At 35.3% G+C, this 15097-nt stretch carries 11 protein-coding genes; 3 read left to right on the top strand and 8 right to left on the bottom strand.

Annotated features, from left to right (window positions below):
* Positions 1-19 precede the first annotated feature (19 nt).
* Both E0I26_RS00300 and E0I26_RS00295 read right to left on the bottom strand, forming a co-directional pair.
* The gene (locus E0I26_RS00300; RefSeq protein WP_131914510.1) at positions 20-487 is read right to left on the bottom strand and encodes a thioredoxin family protein; all 468 of its coding nucleotides are present in this window, start codon (positions 485-487) and stop codon (positions 20-22) included.
* Positions 487-2781 carry a TonB-dependent receptor gene (locus tag E0I26_RS00295; RefSeq protein WP_131915127.1) on the bottom strand — a complete coding sequence of 765 codons (2295 nt, stop codon included), beginning with the start codon at positions 2779-2781 and terminating at the stop codon, positions 487-489. Before E0I26_RS00295 ends, E0I26_RS00300 begins: the two co-directional genes overlap by 1 nt.
* A 120-nt stretch (positions 2782-2901) precedes the next feature.
* Here E0I26_RS00295 and E0I26_RS00290 point away from each other — a divergent pair, with 120 nt between their 5' ends.
* The 3 genes from E0I26_RS00290 to E0I26_RS00280 all read left to right on the top strand — a co-directional run bounded on the left by E0I26_RS00290 (position 2902) and on the right by E0I26_RS00280 (position 5989).
* The gene (locus E0I26_RS00290) at positions 2902-4773 is read left to right on the top strand and encodes an Nramp family divalent metal transporter (RefSeq protein ID WP_131914509.1); all 1872 of its coding nucleotides are present in this window, start codon (positions 2902-2904) and stop codon (positions 4771-4773) included.
* A 99-nt stretch (positions 4774-4872) separates the two neighbouring features.
* Positions 4873-5526: a metal-dependent transcriptional regulator gene (locus tag E0I26_RS00285; protein ID WP_131914508.1), complete on the top strand. Its 654-nt coding sequence runs from the start codon at positions 4873-4875 to the stop codon at positions 5524-5526.
* Positions 5527-5572: 46 nt separating this feature from the next.
* Positions 5573-5989 carry a hypothetical protein gene (locus tag E0I26_RS00280; protein ID WP_131914507.1) on the top strand — a complete coding sequence of 139 codons (417 nt, stop codon included), beginning with the start codon at positions 5573-5575 and terminating at the stop codon, positions 5987-5989.
* 131 nt (positions 5990-6120) lie between these two features.
* Here the strand turns inward: E0I26_RS00280 and E0I26_RS00275 are convergent, their stop codons facing one another.
* The 6 genes from E0I26_RS00275 to E0I26_RS00250 form a co-directional block, all read right to left on the bottom strand.
* Positions 6121-8529, bottom strand: a complete 2409-nt coding sequence (locus tag E0I26_RS00275) for a PAS domain S-box protein (RefSeq protein ID WP_165929383.1) — start codon at positions 8527-8529, stop codon at positions 6121-6123.
* Positions 8530-8711: 182 nt separating this feature from the next.
* Positions 8712-9233 carry a YfiR family protein gene (locus E0I26_RS00270; protein ID WP_131914505.1) on the bottom strand — a complete coding sequence of 174 codons (522 nt, stop codon included), beginning with the start codon at positions 9231-9233 and terminating at the stop codon, positions 8712-8714.
* Positions 9234-9307: 74 nt separating this feature from the next.
* Entirely contained in the window at positions 9308-11992 is a 2685-nt protein-coding gene (locus E0I26_RS00265) for a TonB-dependent receptor (RefSeq protein WP_131915126.1), read from the bottom strand.
* 574 nt (positions 11993-12566) lie between these two features.
* Positions 12567-12698 (bottom strand): FeoB-associated Cys-rich membrane protein, encoded by a 132-nt coding sequence (locus tag E0I26_RS00260; RefSeq protein WP_131914504.1) that lies wholly within the window; start codon positions 12696-12698, stop codon positions 12567-12569.
* 6 nt (positions 12699-12704) lie between these two features.
* Positions 12705-14804: a ferrous iron transport protein B gene (gene feoB, locus E0I26_RS00255; protein WP_131914503.1), complete on the bottom strand. Its 2100-nt coding sequence runs from the start codon at positions 14802-14804 to the stop codon at positions 12705-12707.
* Positions 14804-15043 (bottom strand): FeoA family protein, encoded by a 240-nt coding sequence (locus tag E0I26_RS00250; protein WP_121343194.1) that lies wholly within the window; start codon positions 15041-15043, stop codon positions 14804-14806. The genes feoB and E0I26_RS00250 overlap by 1 nt, the downstream gene beginning before the upstream one ends.
* Positions 15044-15097 lie beyond the last annotated feature (54 nt).

Raw genomic sequence — 15097 nt, 5'->3', positions numbered from 1 at the left:
TTCCCAAAAATAGACAATTTTATTCTTTTAGTTTCTCTAAAATGAGCTTAAATTCTTTTGGTTTCAAGTAGCCGTTGTGCTGAAAAATAATCTCGTTTTCACTATTCAAAACACATAAAACAGGAAAGTTCAGTTGCTTATTTACCGTTCCTAATGCGATGGCCAATTCATGTGTTCCAGAGTTATTCCCCGTGGGCTTGAATTGAAAAGTGGTTTCATTGAAAACTACCGTTCGTTTTTCTTCGGCATTGAAATCAACAAAATAGAAAGTGTTGTTTAACTCCTTGATGATTTCCTCGTTTTTGAAAGTGGTACTTTTCATCGCATGGCAAAATTGGCACCAATCGGTTTGAATGAAAACGATAGTTTTTCTCTTTTCGATACTTTGTAAACTGTCGATTTGTTCCAATGAAACCGAATGTAGCTGTGCAAATCCAGAAGGAATCGCACAGCATAAAAATAACAGTATAGCAAGGTTTTTTTTCATTATCGCAACGTATAGCGAAGTCCGAAAAAACTTCTGATTCCTTGGTTGGGTCCATACACATAAGTCGTGTCAAACGTTAATCCATATGGATTATCTGTTGTGTCAACTGTTTGGCCATTTGGGACGAAATTGTCATTTAAACCATAATTATCGCGGTTATCAGTATTACCATCAGAAGTTCGTACATTTTTATCAAAAGGATCATTTGTTCGTGCAATCAAAAATGGATTGTTTTGTTTAGGCAAAAAGTTCAATAGGTTTTTAATTCCGGCATAGAATTCAAAGTTTTTTAAACCAGAATATGTGAATTGGATGTTTTGTAAACTGTACCAAGGCGATTCTGAAGCACGAGGATCTAAAGCGCTTAAAAGCGGCAATTGCATCGGGCTGTACACATTTCCGGTGTAATCTACATTCAAATCAATAGCTTGAATTTTATACGAAACGCTCCAGGTTGCAGTAAATTTTTCGGTTAAAAAAGGCGTTTCTTTTCGGCCATTTTCAACGTTTTTATTGTCTAGCAAAGAAGCACCAGTGATGATTTTTAATCCATTCGGAAAATTGAAATCAATATTCGTACTGATTCCTTGACTTATCGCATAGCCATTGATGTTGTCATAAATAATTTGGTTGGGATCAGTATCATAATCCGAAACAATTTTATTACTGAATCGGGTATGGAAAAAGGAAGTTTCAATTCCTATAAAGGTTCCGTTGTTGAAATTTATTTTCTTGATATAATTCAAATTGGCATTTATGGATTGTTCCGGTTTCAAGTTATTGGCAATTACAATTTCACGAGCGCCGGTCAAAGCAGCGTGATCTTCGGTAAATAAATTCACAACTCTAAAACCCGTTCCGGCATTCAAACGAATGATGTTATTGTCGTCCAATTTCCATTTATAGGCTAATCTTGGCGTTAATATGCTTCCGTGAAACGAGTTGTAATCGTAACGCATTCCCAGTAACAGCTTGTGTTTTTCAGTGAACGTGATTTCGTCTTGAATAAAAACTCCCGGTAACCACGTTTTTTCTGGGTTGTTATTTCCCAGTTTTGAAGTTGCCGGCGTATTGTCATCGTAATAATTGTATCGGGTGGCAATTCCGGTAAGCAGATCATTTTTCCCTATTTTTTTATCCCAAGTCAATTGTAGAAAACCAATTTTTTGGTTGGCAATATAACTCGTTGTACCGTATCGACTGTCCTGAAAATGTACGTTTCCTGAAAAGGAAAGCATTAGTTTTTCCTGAAATGGCAATTGGTAACTTCCGATAAGTTCCGCACGTTTGGTATAAATACTTTCGCCATAGATTTCGTCTCCGCCACGGTGTTTTTTCTCCCAACGCACATCGCCACCAAAACGGTCTTCATAAACGCCACGCGCCGCAATGGTGAACAATCGATTTTCTTTTCTGTTGAAAGTCCATTTTTGAAAAAGGGAAATTCGGTCAGAAAGGGTAACATCGGTAAAATTATCGCCATCGTTGTCTATTTTTTGATTGTATCTGAAATAATTTAAACCTAAAAGTGCGGTTGCTTTCTTACCAACATTGAGTTTTACTCCTAAATCAACATTGGTTTCCAACCAAGAAGTAGAAAATACATCAGCGGAGAATACGGGAGCGTTTGTGGGGTTTTTAGTAATGATATTAATCAAACCACCAACGGCTTCACTGCCGTATAAAGAGGAAGCGGGACCTTTTACGATTTCAATTCGTTCCACCAGTGAATTTGGAATTCCGGATAATCCATACACCGTGGATAAACTGCTCACGATGGGCATTCCGTCTATTAGAACCAAAGTATATGGGCCTTCCAGTCCATTGATGTGGATGTCGCCCGTGTTACAAACGCCACAATTAAGTTGCGGTCTTACGCCATTTACATTTTGTAATGCTTCATAAATACTGGCCGTTGGATTTTTCTTGAAAAACACAGGAGAATAAACTTCGACTGGAACGGCACTTTCTAATCTTTTTACCGCTTTTAATGTTCCCGAAACCACTACTTCGTTAAGTTGGTTTTCGGTATTTGAAAGTTCAAAATCCAGAATGTTATTTTCATTAATTTTGACAGTTATGTTCTTTTTTAAAGTTTGAAAACCGCTTGCTGTAATCTGAATTCTGTAATTCCCCTGAGGAATATTTTCGATGCTATACTTCCCTAAACTATCCGTTTGGGTGGCGTATTTTGTTCCAATTAAAAACACACGGGCATCCGAAACCTCCTTTTTTTCTGATGAAACGAATCCCGAAAGACTTGTTTTTTCTTGGGCATAGCCGAAGTTAAACATCAGAAAGATAAATAAAACACATAATTTTTTCACTATACTTAAATTAAATTTAGGCAAAGCTAAAAATTATATTTTGCAAAACAAATTTTTTAATTACATTTGTATCAATAACTTAATAATATGACTAAATCGTTAGAAGAAGTAAACCAATCGGTTTCCACACTAAACAAGAAATCAGTATTCCGAAAAATCCTTGCTTTTTTTGGGCCGGCCTATTTAATTAGTGTTGGTTATATGGATCCGGGAAACTGGGCGACGGACATTGCAGGCGGTAGCCAGTTTGGGTATGCCTTGCTTTGGGTTTTATTGATGAGTAACATTATGGCTTTGTTGTTGCAAAGCTTGAGTGCCCGACTGGGGATTGTTACCCAACGTGATTTGGCGCAAGCTTCCCGAGAAACCTATTCGCCATTTATCAATTATATATTGTATTTCCTTGCCGAAATTGCTATCGCAGCCTGTGATCTTGCCGAGGTTTTAGGAATGGCAATCGGTATCAATTTACTATTTGATATTCCGTTGATCGAAGGGGTCTTGATTACGGTTTTAGATACCTTTTTGTTGTTGTTCTTAATCAATAAAGGGATCCGTAAAATGGAAGCTTTTATCATTGTATTGGTTGCTATTATTGGATTTTCCTTTATTTTTGAAATGATATTTGCCCAGCCGGAACTGGATAAGGTGTTGTTTGGGTTAATTCCTTCAATGCCCAATGAAACGGCATTGTATATCGCTATTGGAATTATTGGAGCAACGGTTATGCCGCACAATTTATACTTGCATTCCTCATTGGTGCAAACTAGAAACTTCGACCGAAGTAAAGCTGGAATTAAGCAGGCTTTAAAATACAATTTCATCGATTCTACGATTGCATTAAACTTGGCTTTTTTAGTGAATGCTGCTATTTTGATATTGGCGGCAGCCACATTTTATAAAAACGGGATGTTTGAAGTGGCTGAAATTCAAGATGCCCATCGATTCCTGGAACCGCTTTTAGGAAGCAAATTTGCACCAATATTATTTGCGGTAGCCTTGATTGCTGCTGGGCAAAGTTCCACAATTACTGGAACACTGGCAGGTCAAATTGTGATGGAAGGATATCTTAATTTACGTATTCAGCCTTGGGTTCGTAGAATTATAACACGATTAATCGCTATTGTTCCTGCGGTTATTGTAATTACTATTTACGGGGAAAGTGTAACAGGAAAATTGCTGATTTTGAGTCAGGTTATCCTGAGTCTGCAATTGGGTTTTGCCATTATTCCGTTGATTCATTTTGTAAGTGATAAATCAAAAATGAAAGGATTCCATATTGGAAAAATTACTCAAATTGCTTCTTGGGTTATTGCAACAATCATCGTTTCATTAAATGCTAAATTGGTTTTTGATGAAATAACAGGATGGCTTGAAACTTCCGAAAATCCACTTTTATTATGGTTAACGGTAGTTCCCTTAGCCATAGGTTTCTTGATTTTGTTGCTTTATATTGTGTTTAAGCCTTTTGTTGCCAAAGCAAAAATAGATATTACAAATCATTCGCCACATAGTTTAAAATTGCAATTTTCTAAATCTGCAAGTTATGCTAAAAAGAATATTGCGGTCTCTGTAGATTTCTCCAGTGCAGATGAGGTGGCATTAAATAATGCTTTTGAATTAGGCGGAATAGAAGCTAAATATACGTTGATTCACGTGGTAGAAACCGTTGGAGCGATGATTTATGGCGAAAATACGGATGATCACGAAACGTTAATCGACGAAAAATTATTAGAAGAATACAAAGTAATGCTTACTGAAAAAGGATTTAAAGTTGAAACGCAATTAGGATTTGGAAAACCTAATAAAGTGATTCCGGAAATCATCAATAAAGGAGAATTTGACATTTTGGTGATGGGAACTCACGGTCATACGGGATTCAAGGATTTAGTCTTTGGAACCACGGTTGACAAATTGCGCCACAAAATTTCTATTCCGTTACTTATTGTAAAAAAATAAATTTTTCAGGAGCTATTTCCTGCTATTCGCTATATCTTTTCCTGCTTAAAAAAGCAGGAAAAGGATACCGCTTCTATCAGGGCTAAAAAAATAAAAAAAATGACATTTTCAGAAGAAAATTATCTTAAAACCATATACCATCTTACCATTATTTCAGATTCAGAAATAAGCACCAATGCCATTGCCGAAAAAATGGAAACCAAAGCTTCTTCAGTGACTGATATGCTTAAGAAATTAGCCGAAAAAGACTTGGTTAATTATAAAAAATACCAAGGTGTTTCTTTGACAGAGCACGGTAAAATAGCGGCAAAAATGATCGTGAGAAAACACCGTCTTTGGGAAGTTTTTTTAGTAGATAAGCTAGATTTTTCCTGGGATGAGGTCCATGATATTGCGGAACAATTAGAGCATATTAAATCAGAAAAACTCATCAACAAACTAGATGATTTTTTAGGGAATCCCACCGAAGATCCACATGGAGATCCTATTCCTGATGCAAATGGGCAAATCGTTAAAATCGAAAAACAATTGCTCTCGGAATTACAGGAAAATCAAGCAGGAATATGTGTTGGCGTTAAAGATACCTCATCAGAGTTTCTAAAATATTTGGACAAACAGGGAATCGCACTGGGTTCTAAAATTGAAATCATAGGAAAGGAAAGTTTCGATTTGTCTTTGAAAATAAAAGTAGACAGCAAAGATTTAACCATTTCAAATAAAATTGCCAGCAACCTTTTTGTAAAATTGACATAGTGATTTTTGCGATATTTTTGGATAAACTGTTTAAAAAATAAAGAACATGAAAAAGTCATTGCTATTGTTTTTTTTGATTCTTGGTTCGATAACTTTCGCACAAAATGCCAAAACAGAAAATGTTCAATCCCTAAAGATAACCCAAAAAAAGTGTCTTAAGAAAAAGGGATTTAATTTGGTTTTAAAAGAAGTCGTTTCTGATTCCCGTTGCCCGGAGGGTGTGACTTGTGTCTGGGCGGGAGAAGCTTCGGCTATAATTTCTGCTTACAAAGATTCAAAATTAGTTGAGGACCACACGATGGTTTTTTCGATGAAAAACGAAGAAGAAAATAAGCAGTGGTTTTCTAAATATTTGCCAGAAAAACAAAAAAAGATAAAAAGCTTTAGTGTTTTACCTTATCCAAAAGAAGGGGGCAAAATCAATCCGAAAAACTATTATGTAAAAATCGGGTATATAAAATAAACCTTGTGACAACTGCGAATGATTGCACTTTCTTAAATGAATTTATATTCCTTATATGGTTTAAATTTCTTAACATATAAGGAATATAAGTTCATTTAAGTTTAAAAAAACAGTACAGTAAATGCTATTTTTTATCCCTTTTTAAATCCAATTAATTTTCGATATTTCTGTTCACTTTCTTCCAAAGCGACTTCAAGTTCTTTGTAATAGGTAATGTCTTTTATATTTGCAACGGCGGCAATAACATAGTTGTTTTCATCGATTATTGGTCTGCCGCTAATGACAACCCGTTTTTTGGTTTTAGTTTCGTTATCTTCAATTATTATTTCAACGTCATCCGTTGATTCGCCTTTTAATGCTTTTTCTAACGGAAGGTTCTGGGCAGGAAAAACGGTTACTTCGTCAGGATAATATAATTCATATTTAGTTGACCAATCCAGAGTGGTTGGCATTTCGGAATCTTGTTTTATTCCTATAATTTCTTCTGCCATGCGATTGGATAAAACAATTCTTTTCTGGCTGTCAGTTACAATAATTCCTTCGCCAATATTCTCCAGAATTAATTTCAATTTTAGCTCGTTAAGACGCACTAATTTATCGGCTTCTATTTTTTCATTTTCCATTTTTTTTGTCAACGATATGTCTTTGATAAAAGCAATGAAGATATATTTTCCTAAAATAGTGGCTGGAGAGACTGTTAACTCAATCTCAAATTCGATGTTTTTTTTGTTAAGAGCCGTGATTTCTATTGTTTTATTGATAATAGGCCCTTCAGCTGTTAGAAGGAAATTTTGGAAACCTTTAGTATGGGCCTCTCTATGTTGCTCAGGAATGATTAAATCCCGCATCGATTTTCCTATGACTTCCCCTAATGACCATCCGAATATTTTTTCGGCTTGTGGATTCCATCTAATAATGATTCCCTCATCATTTATTACAATTAGGGCATCTGGTGCCTCATTAAAGATGGTTTGCAATTGACCTTCGCTTTCTTTTAATTTTTGTTCGGCTGCTTTCCGTTCTGTAACGTCTCTCAGAATAGATTTATGCCCAGTTATCCTATTTCCTTCTCGTAACTGCATTACCGTTTGCTCCACCCATTTTTGTTCTCCGGATTTGGTAATGATAGGAAATGAAAACAAGGATTCATCTATTTTATTTTTAAATTGATTCAAATAGAATTCAGCCACACGGTCTTTCCATTCCGGAGCTACAAGTTCTGAAAAATGTTTCCCTATGAGTTCATCTGGCGTGTAACCCGTCAGTTTTTTACACGCAGGATTGATATAGGTAAAATAACCTTTGTAATCAGAAGTATGGACTACATCGCCGATATTCTCCACTATTTCACGATATTTTTCTTCGCTTTTACGAAGGGTTTCACTCGCTTCTGCTAATTGGGCGGTGCGTTCTGTTACTTTTTGTTCCAGTCCTTCATTTAGTTTTCGTATCTCGTTTTCCGAATTTTTTAGTTCCGTAATGTCGTGAATAACTAGAACTCCACCGGTTATCTCCCCAGAGGGGCTTTTTAACGGTCTGGCAGTTACAATAACAAAAAGACCTTCGGGTTTTTTATAATTTTGGATAAATATTTCCATATTATCCACCTCTTCACCATTTAATGCTTTTACTAAGGGGAATTCATTAGTGTCAAAAATTGTTTTGGTATCGGGCAGAAAGAAGCCATAGGTTTGAGCCCATCTCTCTTGAGGAATATCCATGGGCCCAATTCCAATTATTCTTTCACCGGCAGGATTCCAAAAAATGAATTTTCTGTTCTCATCAACTACGATCAACCCGTCACCCATGTTTTGTATAACAGATTGTAAAAGGGTGTTTTGTTCATTCAATTGTTCTTTAGATTGCGCCACTTCATTGTCTCTTTTTTCAATAGTTGAAAGCATATCATTAAGCCCCAAGGAGAGGATACTGATTTCATCTTTTCCTTCAACAGCCATGCGGATTTTGTAATCGCCGGTGTCTTTTATCTGTTGTATCCCTGTTACCAGGTTCAACAAGGGTTTTGAGATGTATTTTTTGATAATCATCGCAATTAGAAATGCGAGTCCGATTCCGACAACCAGTAATGCTATTCCCAGACGCAAAACGTCCATTTTTATTTTATTCAATTCCGATAGTTCAAATCGGATGCAAACTAATCCTATTGTTTTATCGTCTTTCTTAATTTTGCTGTAAACAAAAAGATTTTCATTGGTAAACAGGAAGCTTTTTTCATTCATGGTGGGAATAGCAAATCGATATTTAGGATCAGAGCCCGGTTTTGTATAGGATGCAAAAACGGTACCTTTTTTGTCCAATATATTTGCATTCAAAATATCGTTTTGCACGTTTAATTCTGATAGAATTTTATTGGCGGCAGCATTGTCCAAAAATTCAAGTGCAGAAACATTATTAAAGCCTACCACTTGTGCAATGGCTATTGAACTAATCACTTTTCGGTCTTTGAATCCTTTGATGTCTATTAGCACAAAAGCGGTAATACATAGCCCTAATACAAACGCAGAGGTGAAAACCTGCATGAGCACGAGCTTGTTTTTAATGGATATGTTACGTAGATTTATCATGTATTTGTTGTTTTTTCGATACTAAAAAATAATACTCTGCAAACCAAATGCTCCGCAACTGTTTTTCTCTTACATCTTCCTTTTTCCATTCAAATTCACGCACAAATGGAACGATCTAAATTTGTAATTTGATACTATTATTGCACAATAATTGCATGTTGCAGCAAGAAGGAACTGATTCCTATTCCTGCTTTATTTATTGCTTTGAGATTTACTTCAAATTTTAATTTATTGTCGACTGTAACAAAATTCATATGTGCCCCTTTTTTTCCATAACCATTTTGCTCTGTCACAATCAGTACCGGTTTACCGGAAAGTTTAGAAAGAATGGTTTCAATTGGTATGGTACAGTTGTAAGGAACAAACAGAATATTGCAAAAACCTAATTCGTTCAAATTTTTATATTCCTTTACTTCAATTTTTTTGTTTTTAGTAATAGTAAGTAATGAAGTGGTAATTGGGCTTTCTTCCAGAATAGCGATCTTGAAAGTTTGTTTTTTAGAATAATTTTTCCAATAAACATAATCTACAAAACGATACAGAAAATCAGCTTTTAGCGCATATTCCTTCTCCCCGGTGCCCTCTTGGGCTGACATTGGATTTCCTCCCATTAAAATAATAATGACTATCCAAAAAAATATGTGCTCTTTACGTACCATCTATTTTGTTTTTAAAGAAGTTCTTTCCTGATTGAAATAATTGATTCTATCGTATTTTTTAAATAATTCTGATATTAGAATTTATAGATTAATGATAAACTAAACAAGGTCCCTAATTGGCTAAAGTGATATCCTCCGTATGTCATTTGTGAATAACGGCCATTGAATGTAATCAAGTTAAATTGTGATTTTACTTGAGTCGGATCATTTAAAATGGCGGCTCCAGCTGCGTTCTCAGCTTTAAATTTCCATTCCGGCAATACATTTAATAAATTGTTCACATTAAGAGTTACGGTTAATTTATCCGTTGCAGCGTAATTAATTCCTAAATCGGTAACTATTTTTGGTGTAAACTCAGTTCTTAAGTCTGAATCTAAACCATCTTGTTTGAATGTTGTTTTTCCAAAGTAGGTGTTGTTAAGCGATAAGTCAAATTTTCTAATTTTGTAATTTGCGTCCAAAATCCATTTTGTTTCAGGTCTTGATGTAAACATTAAAGCGTTAAATCTTGCTCCAAAATTATCACTTGCAACCAGTGAAATTCTTTTATTTTCAAAAGTTACGTTTCCGGATAAATTGAATCCTAATTCTCCGGTTCCTAATGCTACAGCACCGTAATTCATCACTACATCCAAACCTGAAGTCCTCGAATCGAATGAATTTTCAAACCAGGAAACGGTACCGAATGAGGTTACTACTTGATCCCCCAAAATAATCCGGTCTTTTACTTTAATGTTATAATAATCTATAGTGAAATTTAAGTTTTTTAAAGGGTTGGCTCCTATTCCTACAGTTATGTTGGTTGATTTTTCAGCGTCTAATTGAGGAATGCCTAATTGGCGTGCTTGTGGGGAAACATTGTTTATAATTCCACTAACTCGAACCCCTTGGTCTGGTACAAATGAATATTGTGATTTTTGAGTATAAATTTGGTGTAATGTTGGCGCTCTGAATCCAGAGGAAACGGATCCTCTTATCGTAATTTTATCATTCGAGAATTTATATCTGGAACTTAATTTCCAAACCGTTGCTCCCCCAAAATCGCTATAATTTTCATAACGAACCGTACCGTTTACTAAGAAATTTTTAGTAAAATCATACGCTAAATCGAAGTATCCGCCTAAGTTATAACGATTCCATTTGCCTGAATCCTCGGGTCTGTTACCAGCAAATGAGTCCGCACCAAATCCATCCCAAGATGCTTTGTCTCCTGCAATCACTTCAAAAGTTTCTGTTCTAACCTCAGAACCAAAACCAATACTTATTTTATCAGATAATACTTTAGAAATATCCAAGTTACCCACAATATGGTTAAACGAAGCTCCTCCCGGTTTAAAAAATATGGGACTGTTCTCTCGATATATATTAATCTTATTAGGATCTTGAATAGGGGATCTATTATGAGAGTTTTCTATGGTATAGGTTTGCTTATTACCACCAACAGTTATACTGGCATCGGTATTCCATCCATTCTTTATAGATTTATAACCCAAGGTAGCATGGTAATCGTTCAAATCTCCAGTAAATGTAGGGTGATACCCTTTGTAAGAAGCAACCGTTCCGTCTCCAAAGAAGTCTAATAAGTAGGGAAGATCGTTTAAAGTAATGTCTCCTCCATAGTCCCAATAGGGTGTTCTGTAATTGGCAAAAGAATTTACTTTTTTATAGACATAAGCGACATTATAATACAATTGTGTTTCATCTGATAAAATAAATCCGCCGTTTACCAAGAATTTTACGGAAGCAGTTTCTGGAGATCCATTGATGTTTTGAGCATCTGGATATTTTGCAAGAAAAGATTTAATATCTGCCAAGGTGTTAATGTCAGAAATAGTGCCGCCGAAACTGGCAAAATCTCCATCAGCATCTACTTTTCCGGGTCTGTTGGCCAAGTTTACTTTTGAAAAATCTAAGGTGTAATTTACAAAACTTTTTTCGCCTACAGTAGATCCATTGTTCAAACTCACGCCTAGCATTTCGCCATCACCTTCAGCCGTAATACCGGTTCTTACAGTTACGGAACCATCATCGGTTCTTTTTTTTAAGATAATATTGATTACCCCGGCTATTGCATCTGAACCATATTGAGCCGATGCGCCATCACGAAGAATTTCCACTCTTTCTATGGCATCTATTGGTATTGCAGAAATATCGGCACCTGTTTCTCCACGTCCTGGTGACGGTTGAACATAAAGCAAGGAGCTTAAATTTTTTCTTTTTCCGTTGATAAGGACTAACGTCCTGCTGGGTCCCATATTTCTAATTTCGTATGGGTCCAGTAATGAAGTAGCATCATTTACAGGAGTTTGAACGGTATTAAAAGATGGGATTTTGTACTGTAATGCTTTGTCAAATGTGGCTTGTCCTGTTGAAGTCAGTTCTTCAAATGATACTACATCAATAGGAAGTGTAGTCGTGGTATTGCTTCTGGGTGTGGCTCTTGTTCCGGTTACCACAACTTCGTTAAGATTTTGTCCGACTCCTTCGGATAAGAAAACATTTAGAATAGAATCGGTTGTGTCGTGTTCTTGCTTAGAGAAACCAGTGTAGCTAAAGACTAAAGTAGCTCCTTCCTTAACATTAATCTTGTAAGCTCCGTTGATATCAGTGGAAACGCTGTTGTTTGTTCCTTTTTCGGTGACGTTAACGCCTGACATCGCAAGACCAGCATTATCTAGTACAAAACCCGAGATTTCTTTTTGCGCAAAAAGAAACGTGATGTTCAGCATAAATAACAATATGGTAACAAATTTTTTCATGATTAGTTGATATTGGTTCATTTCTGGTTTGAAATCAATGGCAACGTAATAATTGTAAGAAGTTTTCATTGAACTACTTAATATGTTTTTTTTGATAAAAAGTAGTCAGTGAAAAGAATAATGATGAAATTAAAAGTTCGTTTTCTTCAAATTATTAAAAGAAGTCTATCCAAAAACGAATCCTAATTAGGGCTGTTACAAAACCTGAAATATTTTATTGAGATTAAAAATATTTATAACTTAGGTAGTAGATTTTTACTAAAAATTATGATTGTCTAATCGGGATGCGGATTATCAATTCATAATAGTTCTATAATTTCAATTGCTTGCAGGGGTAAAGCTGAAATTATGTTCAGAAGTCAACTTAGATTCAAGTTCAATTCAGAAGCCTTTTTTTAAAGTTAAAAAACGGAAATTACTGATTTTGAGTCTAAAAGCTCGTTTTTTGCTATAGTAAATTTAGTCAAAAAAAGGGATTTTCTTAAATTATAGAAAGATTTTTTTTATCTTTTTAAGGAAAATTTAACCCGTTGTGTTTTAAAGTAGCACAATTTTAGACAGAAAAATGGGATTTTTAATTACAACCGCAATCATCACCGCTACCGCAATTTTTATCTGATTTTCTCTTTTTGAAAAAGAATTTTTTGATCAAAAAAGCAAGGGCAATTCCCAAAGCAATAAAAGCAATTATTTCTTGAATATCCATAATCGTTTATTTTAAGATTTGATAGGCAATTAAAGCCACTACATAAGCAAATCCGGACATGAAAATCAATTGTCCAGCCGGCCATTTCCATGAATTGGTTTCTTTTTTAGTAACGGCGAGTGTACTGGCACATTGCAAAGCAAAAGCATAAAACAGTAATAGTGATATTCCTGAAGCAAAATTGAAAATTTTTTCTCCGGTAACCGGATTAATTTCGGCGGCCATTTTATTTTTTATTGTTACTTCGTTATCACTGCCGCCTACGCTGTAAATCGTAGCCAATGTTCCCACAAAAACCTCTCTGGCAGCAAAGGAACTGATAATGGCAATTCCTATTTTCCAGTCATAACCCAATGGAGAAATAGCAGGTTCAATGGCTTTTCCCATTAACCCGATATAGGAATTCTCCAGTTTTTGTGAAGCTACAGCATTCTCAAATTCGGCTTCCGGCAACGGATTATTTTTTGTTTTTTCAGTAACAATTGTTTCTGCATTATTGAATTTTTCTCCTGGCCCGTAAGACGCTAAAAACCACAATACGATAGAAATGGCTAAGATGATTTTTCCTGCTCCAAAAATAAAGGCTTTGGTTTTTTCGATTACATTGATTCCTACGTTCTTGAAAAGTGGTAATTTATAATTCGGCATTTCTACCACAAAGTATGTTTTTCCTTTTATTTTAAGGATTTTATTCAAAATATAAGCTGAAAAAATAGCCATTCCAAAACCCAAAAGATACAACAACATCAAGGTCATTCCTTGCATGTTCAGAAAACCAAAAACGCGATTATCCGGGATTACCAGTGCAATAATAATGGCATAAACAGGCAATCTGGCAGAGCAGGTTGTAAATGGTGTTACCAGAATGGTGATTAATCTTTCCTTCCAGTTTTCGATATTTCTCGTGGCCATAATTGCAGGAATAGCACAGGCGGTACCAGAAATAAGCGGCACCACACTTTTACCCGATAAACCAAATTTTCGCATGATTTTATCCATCAGAAAAACAACTCGGCTCATGTAACCACTTTCTTCAAGAATCGAAATAAACATAAATAGGAAGGCGATTTGTGGAATAAATATCAAAATACCTCCTATTCCAGGAATGATTCCCTGTGAAATTAAATTGGTTAAAACTCCTGCCGGTAATTCTTCGGCAGCAAGAGTGCTTAATGTAGCAAAAGTGCCATCAATGAAATCCATCGGAATTTTAGACCATTCGAAAATAGATTGGAAAATAACAAACAAAATCAGGAAGAAAATTACATATCCCCATACTTTGTGTGTCAGAACGCGATCCAGTTTGCTACGGAAATCTTTAGCAATAGTGGTGTCTATTTTTAATCCTTCCTTCAAAACATCATTGATGAATTGATAGCGTTTTATGGTTTCTTTTTGTTGCAAACGCTTTAAATCCGAGTGGGATTTAGTAAACGAACTTCGGATTTCATTTCGATCTAAATTCAGGAAGTTTACATCTTGCGTGATTACCAACCATAATTTATACAACAGTTGGTTGGGGAATGTTTTGCGAAGCGTATCGAAATATTCAGGATCAATACTGGACGCATTCAAACACGGTTCGCTGGAAATAGTTTTGTAACTGACAATCAATTTTTTCAATTCATCAATCCCAAAACCTTTTCTCGAACTGATGAGTGCGATTTTTGTTTTTAAATGTTCCTCAAGATACGGAATGTCTAATGTAATTCCTTTAAATTTCATTCTATCTGCCATGTTGATGACTAATATTGTTGGAATTTCAAGGTCTTTTATTTGGGTAAAAAGCAGTAAATTTCGTTTTAAATTTTCAACGTCAGTAACTACAAGCGCTACGTTCGGATATAATTTATCGTTTTTATTCAGTAATAATTCAATGACTACATTTTCATCAATAGAACTTGCATTCAGGCTATACGTTCCGGGTAAATCCAGAATATTAGCTTTAACATTATTGGGTAATTTGCAAAAACCAATCTTTTTTTCAACCGTAATTCCAGGGTAGTTTCCCACTTGTTGATTAAGGCCTGTCAACTGATTAAAAACGGAAGTTTTCCCCGTGTTAGGATTCCCGATTAAAGCAACATTGATATTTTGATTGGTCATTATAAGTTGTTTTTTAGTATTTCAACTTCAATCTCACGGGCTGTTTCCACGCGGATAGCAACGTGTGAACCATTAATATTAAGGTATAAAGGATCGCCAAAAGGAGCAATTTGAAGGAGTTCAACCATATTTCCCGGCAAACAACCCATTTCCAGTAATTTCAACGGAACAATGTCAATATCAAAATCTTTGATAATGGCCTTTTCACCTTTTTTTAGAGAATGTATCGTTGTTTGCAAGTCTTATTTAGATTGAATTAAGATTGCAAAAGTACATATTATAAAACTAAAAAA

Origin of the sequence: Flavobacterium rhamnosiphilum, assembly GCF_004349195.1 — a bacterium.
Lineage (GTDB): Bacteria > Bacteroidota > Bacteroidia > Flavobacteriales > Flavobacteriaceae > Flavobacterium > Flavobacterium rhamnosiphilum.
The sequence above is the reverse complement of the archived record's forward strand: the minus strand, read 5'-3'. Positions and strand labels throughout refer to the sequence as shown.

Bases quoted from the DNA above. Each gene is read 5' to 3' on its own strand.
- E0I26_RS00300 (WP_131914510.1), bottom strand. From the start codon at position 487: ATGAAAAAAAACCTTGCTATACTGTTATTTTTATGCTGTGCGATTCCT.
- E0I26_RS00295 (WP_131915127.1), bottom strand. From the start codon at position 2,781: ATGTTTAACTTCGGCTATGCCCAAGAAAAAACAAGTCTTTCGGGATTC.
- E0I26_RS00290 (WP_131914509.1), top strand. From the start codon at position 2,902: ATGACTAAATCGTTAGAAGAAGTAAACCAATCGGTTTCCACACTAAAC.
- E0I26_RS00285 (WP_131914508.1), top strand. From the start codon at position 4,873: ATGACATTTTCAGAAGAAAATTATCTTAAAACCATATACCATCTTACC.
- E0I26_RS00280 (WP_131914507.1), top strand. From the start codon at position 5,573: ATGAAAAAGTCATTGCTATTGTTTTTTTTGATTCTTGGTTCGATAACT.
- E0I26_RS00275 (WP_165929383.1), bottom strand. From the start codon at position 8,529: ATGCAGGTTTTCACCTCTGCGTTTGTATTAGGGCTATGTATTACCGCT.
- E0I26_RS00270 (WP_131914505.1), bottom strand. From the start codon at position 9,233: ATGGTACGTAAAGAGCACATATTTTTTTGGATAGTCATTATTATTTTA.
- E0I26_RS00265 (WP_131915126.1), bottom strand. From the start codon at position 11,992: ATGAAAAAATTTGTTACCATATTGTTATTTATGCTGAACATCACGTTT.
- E0I26_RS00260 (WP_131914504.1), bottom strand. From the start codon at position 12,698: ATGGATATTCAAGAAATAATTGCTTTTATTGCTTTGGGAATTGCCCTT.
- feoB (WP_131914503.1), bottom strand. From the start codon at position 14,804: ATGACCAATCAAAATATCAATGTTGCTTTAATCGGGAATCCTAACACG.